Annotated in this window: 12 protein-coding genes and 2 pseudogenes; 9 read left to right on the top strand and 5 right to left on the bottom strand. The window is 39.2% G+C overall.

What is annotated here, in order from left to right:
• Nucleotides 1-4: 4 nt before the first annotated feature.
• The 7 genes from NNJ85_RS00095 (at nucleotide 5) to NNJ85_RS09635 (ending at nucleotide 3882) form a co-directional block, all read left to right on the top strand.
• Complete coding sequence (locus tag NNJ85_RS00095) at nucleotides 5-613, top strand: hypothetical protein (protein ID WP_254472616.1); 609 nt, start codon at nucleotides 5-7, stop codon at nucleotides 611-613.
• Between the two features lie 8 nt (nucleotides 614-621).
• Nucleotides 622-1233, top strand: coding sequence for a hypothetical protein (locus tag NNJ85_RS00090; RefSeq protein ID WP_254472615.1), 612 nt, complete (start codon nucleotides 622-624; stop codon nucleotides 1231-1233).
• Nucleotides 1234-1254: 21 nt separating this feature from the next.
• On the top strand, nucleotides 1255-1731 hold the full coding sequence (locus NNJ85_RS00085; RefSeq protein WP_254472614.1) for a crossover junction endodeoxyribonuclease RuvC: 477 nt from the start codon (nucleotides 1255-1257) through the stop codon (nucleotides 1729-1731).
• Nucleotides 1721-2086 carry a DUF1376 domain-containing protein gene (locus NNJ85_RS00080; protein ID WP_371923319.1) on the top strand — a complete coding sequence of 122 codons (366 nt, stop codon included), beginning with the start codon at nucleotides 1721-1723 and terminating at the stop codon, nucleotides 2084-2086. The genes NNJ85_RS00085 and NNJ85_RS00080 overlap by 11 nt, the downstream gene beginning before the upstream one ends.
• Nucleotides 2076-3131 carry a hypothetical protein gene (locus NNJ85_RS00075; protein WP_254472612.1) on the top strand — a complete coding sequence of 352 codons (1056 nt, stop codon included), beginning with the start codon at nucleotides 2076-2078 and terminating at the stop codon, nucleotides 3129-3131. Before NNJ85_RS00080 ends, NNJ85_RS00075 begins: the two co-directional genes overlap by 11 nt.
• Nucleotides 3091-3558, top strand: coding sequence for a hypothetical protein (locus tag NNJ85_RS00070; RefSeq protein WP_254472611.1), 468 nt, complete (start codon nucleotides 3091-3093; stop codon nucleotides 3556-3558). Before NNJ85_RS00075 ends, NNJ85_RS00070 begins: the two co-directional genes overlap by 41 nt.
• A gap of 201 nt (nucleotides 3559-3759) precedes the next feature.
• Nucleotides 3760-3882, top strand: a complete 123-nt coding sequence (locus NNJ85_RS09635; RefSeq protein WP_256480984.1) for a hypothetical protein — start codon at nucleotides 3760-3762, stop codon at nucleotides 3880-3882.
• A gap of 1469 nt (nucleotides 3883-5351) precedes the next feature.
• On the opposite strand, the gene NNJ85_RS00065 is transcribed toward NNJ85_RS09635, so the two are convergent.
• From NNJ85_RS00065 to NNJ85_RS00045, 5 genes and pseudogenes are all read right to left on the bottom strand, one after another.
• Entirely contained in the window at nucleotides 5352-5954 is a 603-nt protein-coding gene (locus NNJ85_RS00065; protein ID WP_254472610.1) for a hypothetical protein, read from the bottom strand.
• A 91-nt stretch (nucleotides 5955-6045) separates the two neighbouring features.
• Complete coding sequence (locus NNJ85_RS00060) at nucleotides 6046-6648, bottom strand: hypothetical protein (protein ID WP_254472608.1); 603 nt, start codon at nucleotides 6646-6648, stop codon at nucleotides 6046-6048.
• Nucleotides 6649-6732: 84 nt separating this feature from the next.
• Nucleotides 6733-7395: a hypothetical protein gene (locus NNJ85_RS00055; RefSeq protein ID WP_254472606.1), complete on the bottom strand. Its 663-nt coding sequence runs from the start codon at nucleotides 7393-7395 to the stop codon at nucleotides 6733-6735.
• Between the two features lie 88 nt (nucleotides 7396-7483).
• Complete coding sequence (locus tag NNJ85_RS00050; RefSeq protein WP_254472604.1) at nucleotides 7484-8242, bottom strand: hypothetical protein; 759 nt, start codon at nucleotides 8240-8242, stop codon at nucleotides 7484-7486.
• 1568 nt (nucleotides 8243-9810) lie between these two features.
• Nucleotides 9811-10410: pseudogene (locus tag NNJ85_RS00045) on the bottom strand (type ISP restriction/modification enzyme); the annotation flags it as partial.
• A 404-nt stretch (nucleotides 10411-10814) separates the two neighbouring features.
• On the opposite strand from NNJ85_RS00045, the pseudogene NNJ85_RS00040 reads away from it, so the two are divergent.
• Together NNJ85_RS00040 and NNJ85_RS00035 are read left to right on the top strand one after the other, a co-directional pair.
• Nucleotides 10815-12578 (top strand): annotated as a pseudogene (locus tag NNJ85_RS00040) (ShlB/FhaC/HecB family hemolysin secretion/activation protein).
• An 89-nt stretch (nucleotides 12579-12667) separates the two neighbouring features.
• A partial coding sequence (locus tag NNJ85_RS00035; protein WP_254472602.1) for a DUF637 domain-containing protein occupies nucleotides 12668-19017 on the top strand: 6350 nt, incomplete at its 3' end.

Here is a 19017-nt window from a genome sequence, read left to right as displayed (position 1 = left end):
CAGAATGATTTTAAATGAAATTTTATCAGAGATTTTATCAATAACAATTATTGCAATGTTACTTATCGACGTCGTGATGTTGGGTTTTGTTTTGTATTATCGCAACCAAGTTAAGGCGCTTAAAGAGCATATTGAAGATGAAGAATTTGCAGCTAGGGCTTTAAAAGAAGAACGCGAAGGAATTAGGGAGATCATTAGTGGATATGATGAGAATATAGAAAAGTATGAAGAGGAAATTAAAGAACTGAATCAAAAGATAGATGAGTATGAAAAAGCGTTCAAACGGAAAAATGATATTATATGCAGGCTAAATGCAGAAATTGAGAAATTGAACCAACAGAATAAACTGAATCCAGAGGATGAAAAAGAAGTTCAATCGCGTAATGAGGAAATTGAGAAACTTAAAAACGAGCTTAAACAGCGTGATGAAAAAATTAAGAAGCTAAAACAAGCGCATAAAGAAGCACTTCAACAGAAAGACATAGCTCTACACAGGCGATTTAAAGAAGTTCAATCCCGTGATGCAGAAATTGAGAGGCTTAAAGACGAGCTTAAACAGCGTGATGAATCTGTAAAAGAAAAGTCTCAGAAGAATAAGAAGAAAAGTAAGTGAGGTGGGAGATGGTTTCAGTTGCACTGATTATATCTTGTATTGCTAATTTGTGTTCATGTTATGTGTTTTATTCTGATTCTAAAATCATAAAAATGCTTAGACAAGCGGTAGATAAACGAGATGAGTTAATTGCGTCACAGCGGGCGTTGATTGATGGACAATTAGCAGAGAATGAGAAAAAAATTAAACATTTACAAGAATTGCAAGAAGAAAAGAAAAAACGTTTACCGAAGAATCCACAAGGGCGAGAATGTGTAACATCATATGAAAATATTTATGACAATGTTCAAGTCTCTGAAGATGTTTGTGCGCTTGTAAGAGAGTTTTTAGAACTAAATCCCTCTACAGATGAACAAGAAGGTAGATCGCAGGAATTATTGCAACAATTCATGAGGGATGAACAGACAAAGAATGAAGCAATTAAAGTTATTAGAGCCTTTAAAGAATGGTTTATACCGCGAAATACCGTTACATTTTCACAATTAGACTATTGGTCAAGATCTCAAGAATTACTGGGGCATTTATTGGAGTTAAAGCCAATTACATTTGAAGAACTGGCTAAAAAAAGTCCTGAGGAACAACAGCGTTATTTAATACCTGGGAAAACTATTGTGGATTGAAGGCATTGATGGAATTGCGCGATGTCTTATACAATTCTTTGTTTTGATCTAGGGACGAAGACGGGGTGGGCGATGTGTGGATGGAGTGGTGACATATTTAGTGGCACCGTTGATTTTAAATCACGCCGTTTTGAAGGCGGTGGGATGCGTTATTTACGCTTTAAACAATGGCTTAATGAAATAAAGCAGACAGCAGGTCAAATTGACGCGGTGTATTTTGAAGAGGTGAGGCGTCATGTTGGAACCGATGCAGCGCATGTTTACGGTGGTTTGTTAGCAACGTTAACGGCGTGGTGTGAACATCATCAGATACCGTATGAGGGGATACCGGTTTGTACGATTAAGAAAGCGACAACAGGCAAGGGGAATGCGTCGAAAGAAGAGATGATAAAGGCAATGCGTGCAAAAGGACACGCGCCTTGTGATGATAACGAAGCGGATGCTTTAGCAATTTTACATTTAGTTAAAGAAAGGGAGAGCACGAATGATATCTATTAATAAAGTAGCGTGTGTAAAGTTTAGTACAGATAAGTTTTTAAAAGAGCTTATGGGTTTAAAAGCAACAGAGAAGGCAGTTTATACAACCCTTGTGTTGCTTATGAATGATAAGAAAGCGCCTCTTATGAATAATGCGTCTTATTTATCAAGTTGGTGTGGGTGTTCAGTAAGAACGTTTCAAAAGACATTAGAGACCTTAATAAGCACGGGTCATATTACGCGTTTAGAGAATGGTGGCTTATGGCATAAGTCACTCGCTTTTGATTATGGCATCAGTAAATTTTCAGAAAGAGCTTCAAAAGCAGCGAGTATGAGGTGGAGTAAGAAAAGAGACGAGGCAATGCATGTCAACTAAATTAGCTTGGGTTCGCAGCTTCCCTTCAGATTGTCTTGCAGAAACAAATGGCATGAAAGCCTTTCAAATAGCGACATACGTTACATTGAAATGGCACATGCGTAAAAGTGGAGAACCCATTTTTTGTGATCAAGATAAATTAGCACATAGTGCGGGATGTTCAAAAAAGATCTTTAATAAAGCGTTAGAGTTTTTATTACGTGATAAGAAGATCATATGTTTAGAAGATGGTCGTTTATGGAGTTTACAAGTTGAAGAGGAACTCAATAACTCAAACGAAAATTTAAATAAGTTTTCAGAAAGAGCACAAAAGGCAGCAAAGGCAAGATGGGATAAAAATAAAGATAACAGTGATGATGATGCTAAGGATGCTATTAGCAATGCTTGTAGCAATGCTAATGCAATGCTTAATGATGCCAATCACAACCACAACCACATATATAATAAAAAAAATAAAACTATCGTTTTATCAAAAAAAGAAACTGAGTTTGAAGATTTAGAAACAAGCGATTTGGTTGACGAGCCAATCGAGTGTGATGATGTTCAATCAGATCAAAACGCAACATCATCAGAAAACCAACCAATCATTCACGAGCAAAAAAGCGTTCCGAAAAAAGCAAAACGTGCGAAAGCTAATCGAGGTTGTCGATTGCCTGCGGATTTTGAACCCGATTACGATTTTGCAATCGAAGAGGGCTTGCCTCCAGAGCGTGTGAAAGTCGAAATCGCAAAATTTCGAGATTATTGGAATGCCAAGACGGGTAAGGACGCTAGCAAACGTGATTGGCAAGCAACATGGCGTAACTGGGTGAGAAATTCAAAAAATTACAAACAAGGAGAAAATTATGGAAAACAAACCAATTCTCAAACAGAACAACAGCGTGGCTGGAGTTATCGAGTTGCACAGCACATGTCCCATATCAAAAATTCAGATAGTGTGTACAAATTTTTATTCGAGGATGATGACAGAACCACCATTCCTTTGGAAAACGGGGCAAAAGCCATTGAGTGCAGAAGCGGAGAGAGTTACAGCATTGGTTACTGATGCTTTGCAAAAGCTTGAAAAAAAAGCAACTGAAGAAGAAATCCAAACAGCGTTTCTTGTCCTTTCAAATGGTCTCAAAAGCCCCATGGGATCAGATGAGAAAGCAACGGCGCTTGCGTATTTTTATGCTCTTGAAGGCATAAGCAGCTGGATATTGCAAACAGCAACAAAGAACGTTTTGAAAGGCAAAGCAGAGGGCTTAAACACAACTTTTATGCCATCAACAGCAGATTTTTATCGTTACTGCGAAAAGCTTGAAAGCGATATTCGTTACCAAGCAAATCGCATTCTTAAGAATCTTCAAAAGCCAGAAATCAAGAGCAAAAATCAAGAGGCGACGATATCATCAGACCGTACAGAAAGAACCGAAAAGAGCCTTGAAGAGCTCTTAAATGGCATGGAAGAGGTTTTAAAGGGTATTGAATGATAAACAGCAAAATAGTGAAAAGTGCTGATGGTTTTGAGATTAGATATGGGTTTAAATAGCTAAAAAAGTACCGTACAGAACGATTTTAGATTTTTATGATGAAAACCACATTGAAAATAAAAACGCTACTGTACGGTCCAATTTGAGGCAAATAAACCCATAGGTAAAGTTATGGATTTAGATAAGGGGATATTAAATTAGATGTTCTTAAGAAATCGTAAATCAAGACAGCAAAAGAAATTTATTGCAACAGCGGTTGGATATGCACCATGGGGATTAGGGGTTACTGAGTATTTTTATAATCTTAACAAGAATTTATCATAAAAAGCACAATAAAGTCAATATGTTGAGCTCAATTATTTTATATGAATCCACTTAAGAATCCACCCTTTTATACGTGATTCATTTGACCATTTTTTATAAACAATTGCCACGTATGAATAGAGCATAAAAAGCAAATCATGATGCAAATATTATAATGCATGTGTGTATTCAAATGAAATGAAAAGCAGCTATCATTCATAACAGTTTATAAATTTTATGATACGTTTTTATCACTCACAAATCGCATTGTTTTAAAATTTAGTCGTTTTAAATTATCGATAACATAATTTCATGGGTTTAAAGAATGGTATGTATTTTGCTCTTTTTTGAGCGAAACCTTAAAAGGAAAATAATCGTTTGAAACTTTTATAAGCTTATAGATTTTCATTTATTAAGGGCGCATAAAAAGATTTAAAGACAAAATCGTTTTTAAAACGCTTTCTAAAAATTTAGAAAACGATAGGCAGGCAATTATACAGACACTATCATCATAACAGATATAAAATTCAAAATGTTATATCTTATGTCAAAAGCTTTTTTTGACATATGCAAGCAAGCTATCAAAAGACGTTTTAAAAGTTATCGTTTAAAAATACAAAGTTAAATGGGGGCACCTATTAGACAAAGATAAGCAAGCAAAATTCAAAACCATTGTAGCATCATAAAGACATAGGATTTTTCTAAAATTTTAGAAAAAAGCGATAATGTTTAAAGAATGCTCTATTCTAAATTTAACGCCTCCAAAATTGGATTGGTTGATTTTGCCAACTCAAAATTGAGCCGGCTAATTTTTAAAAAGATTAGGTTTTAAAGAAAAGTAAAAAGACGCTTATAAGGACCTCTTTAAGTGAATGTTTAAACGTTTGAAACTGATGTTTTATAACAGTTATCATTTGTTTTTAAGAACGTTTCATTTACGAAAAAACAAAGATCTAGATTTCACAGCAGAGCAAATCTTAAAAGCCTTAGATTTGATAAAAGCGTTTTGATTTATTTAATATGTTTTGATTTTAGACAATGCGTTATTTGAATTCACTCAACTCAATTTTGAGCTTAGTAGTATATTAAAACGTTTTAAGAAGCGTTTTGATAATGTGCTTTGTTTCAAATGAATCTCTTTAAGAAATGGACGTTATGATTATACGTTTGATAGCTATAACAAATGTTTATAGTTTCTAAATTCACTCTCTCATTTAAATGCATGCTATCAAAATTATAGCCATCATTTAAGGTTCTTTTGATAAGTTTTCATAAAGACAATAAAGCGCTTGCAATATAATACGTTTTGTATATAGGCATTCATTGTTAATTTCGTTTGTATGAATTATTTGCACATACCTCTATTGAAAAGCCGCGTCATATTAATGGCACGGCTTTCTTTTTGAATTCTCTCTTTTATGATACGTTTTAAACAATGCTTATAATGCATTTATAGCCATAAAGAAGGCACTCACACACTATTATTTGTTTTATTTCTCAATCTTTACAACCTCATCGCTTTTATAGACCTCATAATTATCGGGAACCAATCTTATTTTACTTTGTGTATCTATTTTTGCTCTTCCATAGGCACGACCCCAAACCTTGACATAACCAGAGATTTTCGCATTGCCATAAACAGAGCCATAAACCGCGGCACGACCACTCACTATAGCATTGCCATAGACCTTGCCATAAATCTTTGCAAAGCCTTTGATAGCAGCTTGTCCATAAATTTTTGCACTGCTGTAAATACAAGCAGACCCAGAAACCTTTGAATGACCATAGATCCTTGCATGATCATAAACAAAAGCATCATGAGAAACGCGCGCATGATTATAAATATGGGAATTGCTATAAACACGGGCGCAACCACTCACATGAGCATAGCCATAAACAAGAGCCTCATCATAAACCCAGCAATTGCCATAGTGTGATAAATTGCTTTCATTTTCGATATAGCCACCTAGATCACCAGCCTTGACATCATCAAAATCTTTTAAAGCCCGAATGCGATAAAGGTTTGTAATTTGTTTTGTTAATCTATCTTTAATTTGTTTTGTTTGATTGGTTAATTCATATTTTTTAGACATAAGGATACCCTCACAATCTAATGTGATAAACGTTTGCTAAAATTTGGAATGGAAAATTTAAAAGAAGGGCGCCCCCGCAACGCCCGAGCATTCAATTATGCTGCTTTATTTTTGGAGAGACATAGACAATCTCTAATTCTCCATAAGGGGAAAGCCGTTCAATATAGGTTTTAATCTCAGTAGACCCCCCGACATTTTTACGAATAACAGCAATGCCATGGATATGAGCATTTTCACAAACATGCACGTTATTTGCTATACGAGCATTGTCATAAACCCTAGCATTATCATAAACAGAGGCTTTATCATAAATAATAGCCTTGCCATAAACATGAGCATTGCCATAGACATGGGAATTATCAGAAATAACAGCATTGCCATAGACATGAGCACTATCATAGACATGACCAGCAACGATAGCATTATCATAAACCCGCGCATGACCATACACACGACCACAAGTGATAGCATTGCCAAAAACTCTTGCATTTTCATAAACGTGACCATTTTTAAACACAAGAGCCTCATCATAAACCCAGCAATTACCATCATGAGAGAGGTTATCTTCCTTTTCAATAAAGCCACCTAAAGAGCCGGCTTTAACATCAGCAAAGTCTCTTAATGCTTTAATACGATAAAGAGTTTGATTATTTAATACACGTGTCTCATTTGTGAGTGCAAACTTTTTTTGCATAGCACAATTCCTTTATAAAGAGATTTAAATTTTTAAATGAAATGTTTTAAAGAGGGGGCGCCCCCGCCGCGCCGCTGCTTTTATTTATGCTGCTTTGTTTTCAATAATCTTGACAACGTGATCGCTTTCATAAACCTCACAATTTATGGGAACCCAACATAAACCGCTATGTCTTTTTATCCTTGCATTGCCATAGACCTTGCCTCTAATCACGATATAATCAGAGATTTTCGCATTCCCATAAACAGAGCCATAAACATCAGTATGAGACCCCACGCTAGCATTACCATAAACCTTGCCATATATTTTTGCAGCGCCACTCACAACAGCATGATCATAAACCACGGCATTGTTATGAATACGAGCACTTCCTGACAATTTTGCATTCCCATAAACCCTTGCATATTGATAAACCCAAGCGTTATAAGAAAGATGCGCATTGTCATAAACATGAGCATTTGCATAAACGCGGGCGCGGTCACAAACATGCGCATTGCCATAAACAAAGCCCATGATAATAGCGTTATTAGAAACTTTTGCATTTTCATAAATATAGGCAGTATTTAAAACAAGAGCTTTATCATATACCCAGCAATTGCCATCATGAGAAAGGTTACTTTCATTTGCAATAAAGCCACCTAAATCCCCAGCCTTAACATCAGCAAAGTCTCTTAATGCTTTAATGCGATAAAGAGTTTGATTATTTAATACACGTGTCTCATTTGTGAGTGCAAACTTTTTTTGCATAGCACAATTCCTTTATAAAGAAGATTCAATTTTTAAAATGAAAGAATTTGGTTAGAAAGCAGGCGCCCCCGCCGCGCCCGTGCTTTATTTAAGCAGCGTCACTTTCATATGCGCTGTCATCATCATAGCTATAATCATCATAATATTCATGACGATAATAATCATCTTTACTACCAAATCTTGGAATTGCCTCATCATGAATTTGATCATCAGAAGTTAAAGAGGCAGCGCTATGAACACAAGAAGAACCTGATACATAAGAACCACAAACCACGGCATCATCCATAACATAAGAATGATCACATATATAAGCACCATCACTTATTTTTGCATTGCCACCGACATGAGCATCATCACAAACAACAGACATATCAGAAATATGCGCATGCCCACTTACACGGGCGTTATCATAAATCTTAACATTGCCTTCAATTATAACGGCATTTTCAATATGAGCATTGCCATAAACCTCACAATAATCATTTATTGCCATGCCTTCAAAAATAGCATTGCCATAAATTTTAGCATTGCCATAAACATCGACAAAAAAGCTTTTTACTTTAGCATTCTCAAAAACCCTAGCATTTTGAAAGACGCGTGCTTTATCATAAACCCAGCAATTGCCATCATGAGAGAGATTATCTTCACTTTCAATATACCCCCCGAGGTCGCCTTTTTTGACATCATCAAAATCTCTTAAAGCTCTAATTCGCTTTAAGAAATGACCATCTATATATTCACAATCATCAATAAATTCGTATTTTTTTGCAGGCTCTTGTTTATTAACAGAAGCGGTTTCATTTGAAATGGAAGAAATAACAGAGGTGTTTTTTGAGACATTTGTCATATTTAAAACCTTACGAAATTAGAGTTTTTAATTGACACCCTATAAGGGCATCGGGCGCTAAAAACACGGTCGTAAGTCCGTTGCTTATACTTTTCCCTCGCGAAGGGTATTGTATGGTATAAGCACACCCGACAGAGTCATTATATGCTAATTATAACATAAAAGACAGCCAGTATTTTTAAGAATGGGAAAAACCTTACGTGGTTTAACCGCTTACGATTTAGTGTTTTTAATCACTTGATTATTTATATAACAAAATACGTATTTATTGTCAAATAATATTTTATATTTTTTGATATTTTTTATGATTTTTTTAAATGCATTGTGTATAAATATTTATCATATGCTTATAAAATAATTCTTTTGTATTATATGCTTTTAAAGCTATATTATGGGCATTCTTAAACGATTGCGTTCTTTTTTGAATCTATACATTTATAATATTTAGAAGCGCTCTCATCATGCGTATTTTTAACTTTATAACCTATCATATTTTTTACTAAATGGTTTTAAAGATTTCTGTTAATTTCTTTTATAACACATTTGCAACTTAACAGCCTTTTATAGGAACTGTCTTTATAACCAATGCATTCATTTGCAACGTAATTATGAAAATGCATTATGATTATGAAACCCTGCTTTTTTCACGCGTGCTTTATAGCTGCTATCCGCTTTATAGCCACCGCATCATTTTTCATTTTTATAAGAGAAATGATAATTGTGATTTATAGCTTGTTATGAAAACATCTAAAGAGAAACTGATAACTATAGAGATGAGCAAAATCCCTTTTAATAGACTTTTGTCAGCGTTGTCAGTTTTGTCAGTTAACTCTAGACCCTATATTATTTTTTTTAAATGAGAGAAAATTAAAAACAATATATTTCAATATGTTAGCATTCTAATGATACAACCTATATCGATAATACAACCATAAATTCAACTCATAATATATATGTGTCAGTTATCTGTCAGTAAATTGAACTGACAAAATGATTATTTTAGTGAGTGATTAAAACATGTCCTATGAAAGCATGTGATCTTTTAAAGCTTTTTAAAAGACAGTTTATAATCATAAAAAATGCTATCAAGATAGTACTGGTTATGAGTTTTGAAGGTTTTGAAGATTTTGAAGGTTCTTTTTATGCCCCCTTATATATTTTTTTAAATCAAAAAAATAAAAGTTATTATATTTCAAGTGGTTAATTTTTATCAGGTTTTAAAATAACAACCTATAGTGATATTATAAAGATATAGATACAACTAATAATATATTTTGAAGGTATTTTGAGAGTTTGAGAAACCTTCAAAATCTATAAGCAAAATGAATATATGTAACTCTTTTTAAACAGAGCTTTTGAAAAGGATAAAGCTATCATTTGAGATTACGGTATGATCTTTTAAAGGCAATCCAAATAGAGTGTTTAAAAGTGCAAATGTTCTTTTTTTAGAAGAACGCATATAAACATTCCTTTTAAGATTATATCTAATAAACTTACAAAAGAGGTATAGCTATATTCTATACCCCTATAAGATTAGCATACCCATTATGTGAGCATGCTTAATAAGCTTATTCAGTTTCTCTAATTTCTAATTTTGGTAGGCTCTTAACAATTTTCATTGTCTCTAAACTTACGGTAATAACCCTTTGAAACAATTCTAGAGGGTAGGCAGGGTTGCCAATGGTCTCAACAGCATAGCGATTGGCATCATTCACAATACCACTTTTTTTATCAGGCTTAACACATTGACGCCCCATAACCCATTCAAGAGCGGGTTTGCCGTTGACGATATACTCATAAGCTTCAAGAGGGATATCTGTCATCGTGATATTGCTGTTATAAATAACCGTTGTTTTATCCTTTTCCTTACTATTTTTAATTTTTGCGAATTTCATTTCTGTAACGTAGTAAAATTCTTCTGGATTAGAGATATCAGTTAATTTTGGATTGCCTTTTTTAAAGGTTATTGGATAAGGCTCTACATTTTCATAATTTACATGCAAATGACCCAATTCACGCCCTGCCGTCACAAATTTCCAAAAATCCTCAGCAGTTTTTACACAAGGGATACGAGGGAGTTCTTTGCATAAATTATGAGCATGAGCGAGCCGGTAATCTTTTGAATATAATAAACCATGAAGGTAATAAAAGATATCGTTTGTTGTTATAGTTTTAGAGGGGGGGCTTTTTGGCTTCTTCTCAGGCGATAATAATGGAGTGGCTCTTGTTGTCTCTCATATGTAACAGTTGCAATAAATTAGATGTATTTTGTGAATAACAGTCTTTACCTGCACCTCAAAATTATACTATACGCAACTCCTTAAAATTAAGAACGTATAGAATGTATGATTGTCATTTAACCGTGCAATTATACGCTTTTCAGAGGCGGGGGAGAGTGATATGGTTTGCACAACCAATAAAGCGGGTTTATACAGGGTAGTCTACGCTTTTCTTTTAGATGTTATAAGTATTACTCTCATCAAAAAGTTAAAAAAATATTACGCGGTTGGCGTTTTTTTCTGTGACGCTGATGATGTGGTTCATTTTGTTTCTCACTTTGAGGGCACAATGAATGCGTAGGTTTTTTCCTCCTTTTATTTTTGCAGCATTTTTGTGCTTTTTTTCATGGGGGAGTTTTGCAGAAAGCATTCGTGATCAAGCGATTGATCAATCCGAGAGGATTCAACGTCAACAAACGCAAGACCAGCGTTTTCAACAATTACATCGCAGGAACGAAAGGCATGAGATTTCATTACAGGATGATAATGAATCTCCATTATTTCAAAGTGCTTCAACACAAAAAAACTGTTTGTTGATTAAAAGCATTGAATTTGTTGGTGTTCAGTTGATTTCTTATGCCGACCTTCATAACACCATTTCCTCTTGGGAGGGGCGGTGTCTTGGTATTTCCGAGATTAACAATGTGTTCAAAGCGGTAACCAAGCTTTATATGAAGCGCGGCTATATTGCGGTGCGGGCTTATTTACCTGAACAGGATTTAAGGGGTGGTCGTCTTAAAATTGTTGTTGTTGAAGGACAAATAGAGAATATCACTCTGGAGGGGCATAAAGTTGCAAGGAAATATCAAGGGGAAATCATTACGGCTTTTCCAAATTTAGTGGGGCACCCTGCTAGTCTCCGCTCGATAGAACAAGGACTTGATCAAATTAATCGGCTTTTCTCTCGTCATGCGACGATCAACCTTGGTGCTGGGGAGGTTGCAGGTGGTTCTATTCTTGATATTCATATTGATAAGCAGAAGTCGTGGCTCCTTACACTTTCCAGTGATAATCTTGGTGCTCAAGCAACAGGGCTTTATCAAACGCGCGTTAGCCTTTCTGTTGATGATTTATTAGGGATCAATGATCAATGGTCGTTTAGTTATCAGCGCTCCATGAATGGAGGTCCGTATCATTTTTCAGGCAAGCGTCCCAATAGTGATACGATAACAGGGTCATTTTCCATTCCCTATGGCTATTGGACGGTAGGTCTTGATGGCAGTTGGAGTCAATATCATTCGAGTATTAAGGGAATATTTTCTGATATTAATACTGCCGGTAAGTCTTTATCGCTTACGCCATGGATTTCACGGGTTATTGATCGCGATCAAGAGGGAAAGACATGGATTACAGGACGATTGACATAGAAATATTCTGATAATTTTATTATGGGCAGCAAGGTTGATGTTTCCAGCCGTCAACTAGCTATTGCGACATTAGAGCTTGATCATTCACGCAAATGGATGGGAGGAGAGTTAAGCGCTCATATAGGGTTTCATAAGGGATTAGCGATTTTGGGCGCTTATGATGATAAAAAGCAAGAAACTTCGATAAAAAATGCCCCCAAAGGGCAATTTTCAAAGTTGTCTTTTTCTTTAGGGTATGGGCGTGCCTTTTCGCTAAACCAGTCTAATTTTCGCTATAACACGTTGCTTTCGGGGCAATTGTCCCCTGATACATTGTTTAGTTCAGAACAACTATCGCTTGGCGGGAATTCTTCCGTGCGCGGTGTGCGAGAGGCGGTTTATTACGGCAATAATGGGGTGTTTTGGCGCAATGAATTATCGCTATTGTTGCCAGGTTTTTCTTCGAAAATGGGGCGTAAATTTATGGGGCAGATTGCACCTTATATGGCGCTTGATCTAGGGATGGTCGCCAATGCTCCCCTTAGAAACAATTTTGGCGGTAGCCTCGTTGGGGCAACATTGGGTTTCCATGCAAACGGAGAGATTTTGGATATTGATGCGTCTTATTCGAATATTTTGACCCAATCAACGCCGATAGAAAAGGGCAATGCGACAGGGTTATTTCAAGTGCGGGCGTTATTGAGATTTTAAAAACAAAGAGGCAGAAAAGGATTGTCTCGCTTTTTATACCCATTGGGGTGTTTTTACAAAGAGATAGAGTTTTTTTTGAGGAGGTTAAGATGCGGGGATTGAAGGGGCAGAAGCATAAAGTGGGATTTGTACGTGAGATAGGGTGGAGAATTCTTGGAATTTTAAAGCAAGGAGCCCATAAGGGGCTTTCTCTCGTTTTAAGCTTTAGTTTAGCTTTTCAACCTTTGTTAGTGCAAGCCCAAGCAATTGGTGGACAAAGATCACCAGTTCAAGAGACACAAGGGATTAAAGCGGCAGCTGGGGTTGGCTCTACTTTCCGCCCTACGATAGGAGCAGCTAGCAATGGCATACCACTTGTTGATATAGCGCGCCCCAATGGGCAGGGTCTTTCTCATAATAAATATGACAGTTTTAATGTTGATGCCCATGGCGTTATTTTAAACAATTCGACAGAGGAGGTTTCGCGTTCACAGCTTGGCGGTTTGGTGCTTGGCAATGGCAATTTACGGGGGAGTGGTGCGGCAAAGGTTATTCTCAACGAAGTGGTAAGTGCCAATCGTTCGCGTCTTGAAGGTGTGAGCGAAGTACATGGGCATGCGGCCGATATTATTATCGCTAATCCCAATGGAATTACCTGTAACGGTTGTGGCTTTATCAATACACCCCGGGTGACTTTATCGACGGGACAGCCGATTATTGGTGCCAATGGGGCTTTGAGCGGTTTACACGTTGAGGGTGGGGATATCACCATTGGTGCTAAAGGGATTGATGGGCGCACAGTGGATATTTTTGATCTTGTTTCGCGTAAGATCAGTGTTGCTGGTCCCATACAGGTCAAAGGGGATTTAGCAGTTATCGCGGGGCATAATCATTTTGACTATGATAAACGCGAAACAACTTCGCTGGGTTCTGATGGCAAAGAGCCGGAATTGGCAATAGATTCCAGCGAATTTGGTGGGATGTATGCGGGTCAGATCCGCGTGCTTGCCAACGATAAAGGGGCTGGCGTTAAGATGCGGGGGGATATGGTTGCCAATGCAGGCGCCATGAGACTGACGAGTGATGGCAAGTTGGTGCTTGCTAAAGCCCGTGCTAAAGGTGCAGTGCATGCGCATTCTCATCACGAGAGCGTGCATGTAAAAGACTTATTGTTTTCAGAAGATTCTGTTGAACTTAAAGCGCGTCACACGGTTGAATTAGCAGAACATGCACGGGTTGCAGCGAGCGGTGATGTTGATGTGAACGCCGATGTGATTAAGCTTGGCTCTGATGCTCTATTGGCAAATGGCATTGGCAATGATGGCCAACAGTCAGCATCAGGTTCTTTGCATTTAAAGGCGAGCAAGCTTGAGGCAGGCAGTGGGCGAATTGCGTCTGGTGCGCTTTTACAAATAAATGCCGCGACTATTGAGCTGGATCGCTTGCAAGATAATGATCAAGTTGGGATCTCTTCCCTTGGCGATTTGACCATAAAAACCAATCAAATCACGGCTTTAAATAACCATATTGGTGCCAAGGGGAATATTGTTCTGAAATCCACTGATGTGCTCAACATAGGAGCTGGTCATTATAGTGCAGGCGGTTTTCTTTTGGCGGAAGCAGCAGCGCTCACATCACGTGCGCACTTAGTGGCTGGGCAAAAAGTTGATCTTTCTGCCCAGAGAGGTGATTTGATCCAAGAAGGTAGTGTCTCCTCCAATGGAGATGTAACACTTCAAGCGTATGGAGTACTTACCCACAAGGGTGATATTGTTAGTTTGCAGAAGGCTGCGTTGATAGTCGGTGGCATGCTTACAACGGGTGAGAAAAGCACAGTGTTTGGGCATGATGTGCTCTTGAGCGCTGATCGTTTAAGTCAAGCGGGGACTGTGGAAGCTCAAGGTGGCGGACTAACCCTTCAGGTACGTAATCAGATCCTCAATCATGGCATGATGCGTGGTGACAGCATCAAAACCGATGCTGGTGCTTTGATAAATCAAGGGATGTTGATTGCCAACAATGATTTACATCTGGCGATCAACACACAAGAGGGGAGCGATAGTCAACAAGCTTTTCTTGAAAATGCTTCTGGTGCACTTATCCAAAGTGAAGGCAGCTTTGTTTTGTCCGCAGGGCAAGTGCACAATGCCGGTACGCTTGGCTCTAGTGGTGATATGGTTGCTCTCAATGTGAGCGGAGATCTGAGCAATAGTGGGCTGATTTACGCAAAAAAATCCATGGCTGTATCCAGTGATGGTGATTTGACCAATACAAAAGGCAGAGTTATTGCTGAAGAGGCCCTCACCATTCATGGGCTGAAAGAGACACGTGCTGGTCATATAAACAATGTGGCTGGTCTTCTCAGTGCTTTTGCCGGTGAGATGAAGATTGTTGCAACATCTTTTGTCAATAAAGGCGCTGCAACGACAGTTCAGCAGCAACAGGATGCAACACACAGTGATGGCATAGCGCACCTTTTAGCGCGGGATGGTTTGCGCATTGATGTGGGGCGTTTTGAGAATGTTGATGGTCTCATCTCTACGCAAGGGGCAGTTACCGTTGTTGCAGACAGTGTGCTCCAAGCAGGACGCGTGGAAGTTGAGCGTGGTGCTCTTCAACTGACAAGTCGTGGTGATTTAAGCAATAGTGGCACGATAGAAAGCAATGGTGCCATTGGTTTGCACACGCAAAAAAATCTTAATCAAACAGGGCGCATTGTTTCCAAAAAGCGAATAGAGCTTTCTAGCGATGGCACATTGACAATGGGCGAGACAAGTGAGGTTGGCGCCTATGATGTGGCATTGAGTGCAGGCATACTCACCCATGCAGGGTTTGTGGAAGCACAATGTGGAGCGCTTACTCTCAACAGTCATGGTCTTTTAAGCAATCAAGGCATCATGGTGGGCGGTGTTGTTGATGCAAAGCTTGGTTCATTAGTAAATTCAGGTCAATTTTTATCTCAAGGTTTTTTTACACTTGTCGCAGAAAATCATGATCCAAGGTTGGGGCAAGCGGCTCTGGTTTTAAATGCTGAAGATGGAGTTCTCAAAAGTAGTGGCGCTTTTGTTTTGACGACAGATACGTTGAACAATGCAGGCATTCTTGGTTCTGGTGGTGATGCGGTTGCCCTCAATGTGAGCGGGGATATGAGCAATAGCGGGCTGATTTATGCCAAGAAATCCACAACACTCTCCTTAGATGGGGATTTTATCAATCAGTTTGGCGATGTCATTGCTGAAGAGAATCTCATCATCCACGGTTTAAGTGGAGAGCGGGCTGGTCATGTGATCAATAGCTCGGGTCTTTTAGAAGCTGTCTCAGGCGATATGCGTTTTGATGTTTCAGCTCTCACCAACATGCGTGAAGGTGGGATTGAAGTGAGCGATAAAGTGGTTTCTCACCGGTTCATTCCAGGACAATGGGAAGGCACCAATGTTAAGCACCAACAGATAAAGGAAGATGTTGATACTACGATCATCCTTCAGCAGGCACATTTTAAGAATAATGCTGGACAGATTTTAGCTGGGCGTCATCTAACAGTTCATGCCGGCGATATCCGCAATAGTTATAGCTTGATTTCTGCCAATGGCAACATTGAAATGCGGGGCGATACACTGCTCAATGAGGGGCGCGATTTAATCGAAACAACCAAGATTGTGACTAAAACACGCTATAGACATAAAGACTGTAATTTTTGGTCCAATCCAGGGTGTATAGCACACGGTGCAGACGAATGGGATGGTCCTACTTTTGTTAAAACCCCCACACGCACCTATGATGCAGTTTATGGCACGATTGAAGCGGGGGGAACGCTTGATGCCAAGCTGACGGGCTATATTGATAATCATGCGGTGCGTGAGGGGGTAGAACAAGTTGGCTTAAGCTCTGGCGATAAAGGCTTGACTGGTGTTAAAAACCCTGATTTTGACGGTTCCAAACCACTGATCAGTGATGATAGACTAGACAGTATTATCAATGGTTTGACGGGGCACAAAGCGCTTTTTGCACCGAGTATTCAAACACCAGAACCAGAATCCATACAAGTACCAAAGCAAGATGGGCTTAGCGCTGTTCAGACAGAGCTTGCTCAGACCCAAACACCTGATGTACCGTTTTTAGTTGAAACGCGTCCAGATTTTATCAATCCCAGCAAATTTTTGGGCTCAGATTATTTCCTCAAAAGGGTTGGCAATTATAAACCTGAGCAAGTGTTTAAAAGATTAGGAGATTCCTATTATGAATATCGTCTGATAAGTGAGCAAATCTTTGAACTCACAGGGGATCGCAGTCTTATAGACGTGGATGATCCCAACGCACAAATGCAAAGGCTTTATGACAATGCCATCGTACAGCAAGATCCCTTAGGGTTAGAGCTAGGAAAACCATTAACACAAAAGCAAATTGCCGAGATCAAAAAAGATATGATCTGGCTTGAGACACATGTTGTAAACGGGCAAGAAGTTTTAGTGCCCCATGTTTATTTGGCTCCAAATTCTTCCCTCGTACAAGATGTTTATGGGGCAAAAACGCAGCAAGCAAACCTTTCTAGTGCACACTTAAAAGGCAAGGGTATTACCTTGGAGGCAGACCGTTTTGCCAATAGCGGCACCATTTTGAGTGAGGATGCACTCAACGTTTCAACAACACAAACTTTGTTGAATGATGGTGGATTTTTACTGGGCAGCGGTGCTGTTGATCTGAGCAGTCAAGGGCTTTTTATCAATTCGTCAGGGATTATTTTGGGGAATGCCATTACCATTAATGCAGAAACTATAGCCGATGGAACGGCCAAAATCCGTGACACGAATCCATATGGTTTTGTTGATCGGAGCGGACAGCAGGCTCAAATCATTTCTGTTCAGGATTTGAATATTCACTCCCTTGGCGATTTAAGCATGAATGGTGGGCAATGGAGCAGTGGTGGCTCGACGACAGTGATTGTCGATGGTTCTGCGACCATTGGTTCATTGGTACTAGAGAGTGATCATAAGCAAGGCTTGGAAAAAGGGCATTATAATGCTCAAAGTTCTCTTCACCATTTGGCAGAAGTCACCAGCGATGAAAATCTGACCATTGTTACAGGCGGTGAGCTTAATCTTGCAGGAAAGCTTAAAACCAAGGGCGATGGGGATTTCACCAGTGGTGGTGCTCTCACTGTGGTTTCAGAACAAGACTTTAGCAGTTTTGACTTAGACCTTAGGGGGAAAGAAGGCGACAAATCGAAGCAAAAGAATAAGTTTCGTCAACAATCAACCGAAGTTACCACAACCAAAACCACAATAGAAGCGGGTGGCAACCTTTCCATGCATGCCAAGGATGGGGATCTCATACTTAAAGCCATAGGGGCAAAAAGTGGTGATAAGATACATCTTGCATCAGATAAGGGGAAGATCAAGTTTCTGACCAACAAGGATCAGGATTTTAAAGACACCTATCAGCGTAATGAAAACCTTGTGTGGTGGAGTGAGAGCGATAAAGGCTATCTGCAGGAGACCATCGAGCATGTGACCATGGAAGCTGGTGGGGGCATGAAGCTTGATGCGGGCGATGGCTTTGTTGTTGAATATGAACAAACCGGTGATTTTGACCAATCCCTTGAGCAGTTAGCCCGTTCACCAGAATTGTCATGGATCAAGCAATTGCGTGATGATCCAGAATTAGCCAAGCAAGTTGATTGGCAAGCTGTTAAGGCTGAATTTAAAGACTGGGATTATAAAAAGCAGGGTCTCACAGAAGTAGGGGCAGCTTTAGTCACCTTGATTGTGACAGCTGTTACCGCCGGAACAGCTTCCAGTGCAGCCAGTGCCATTGCTGGCACATTGGGTGTTGGTTCCAGCACAGCCATGAATGCAGCGATACAAGCAGGTGTACAGGCGCTGATCAATAAAAGTGCTGTGGCTCTTGTCAATAATCGCGGCAACATTGCCGATGCACTTCATGAGCTAGGCTCATCGAAGAATGTTTTGGGCATTGTCTCCTCAATGTTGACAGCAGGTTTAACCAGCCAATTCACAGAGATGGCTGGTGTTGGACAATCCTTATCCAAAACCGCCCCTTTGGTTGATCGCATTACGCGTGAAGCAGAAAAGAACCTGATCAAAGCCGCCATTGGCACGGGCGTTCAAACGGCTCTTGAAGGCGGTTCACTTGACAAAAACTTTTTTAACAATCTACGCACTGCCTTGTCAGGAACCCTTGGCAAAACATTAGCGGAAGAAATTGGTACCGCTAAAGCAGAGGGTAAAATAGACACGGTGATGCAGATCGTCGCTCATGCAGGGCTTGGCTGTATTGTTGGTGCGACAGCGAGTGGTGATTGTACAGCTGGTGCGATTGGGGGCGCAGTGGGGGAAGCCGCTGCCATGCTCCAGTTTAAACTGTGGATGCAAAAAATTGTAAAAGAGGAAATGGGGGCATTGGATGGTCGCACCCCAACGCCGGAAGAACAAGCCCGCATCAC

Source organism: Bartonella sp. B1098, from assembly GCF_944896145.1.
Taxonomy (GTDB): Bacteria; Pseudomonadota; Alphaproteobacteria; order Rhizobiales; family Rhizobiaceae; genus Bartonella.
The sequence above is the reverse complement of the archived record's forward strand: the minus strand, read 5'-3'. Positions and strand labels throughout refer to the sequence as shown.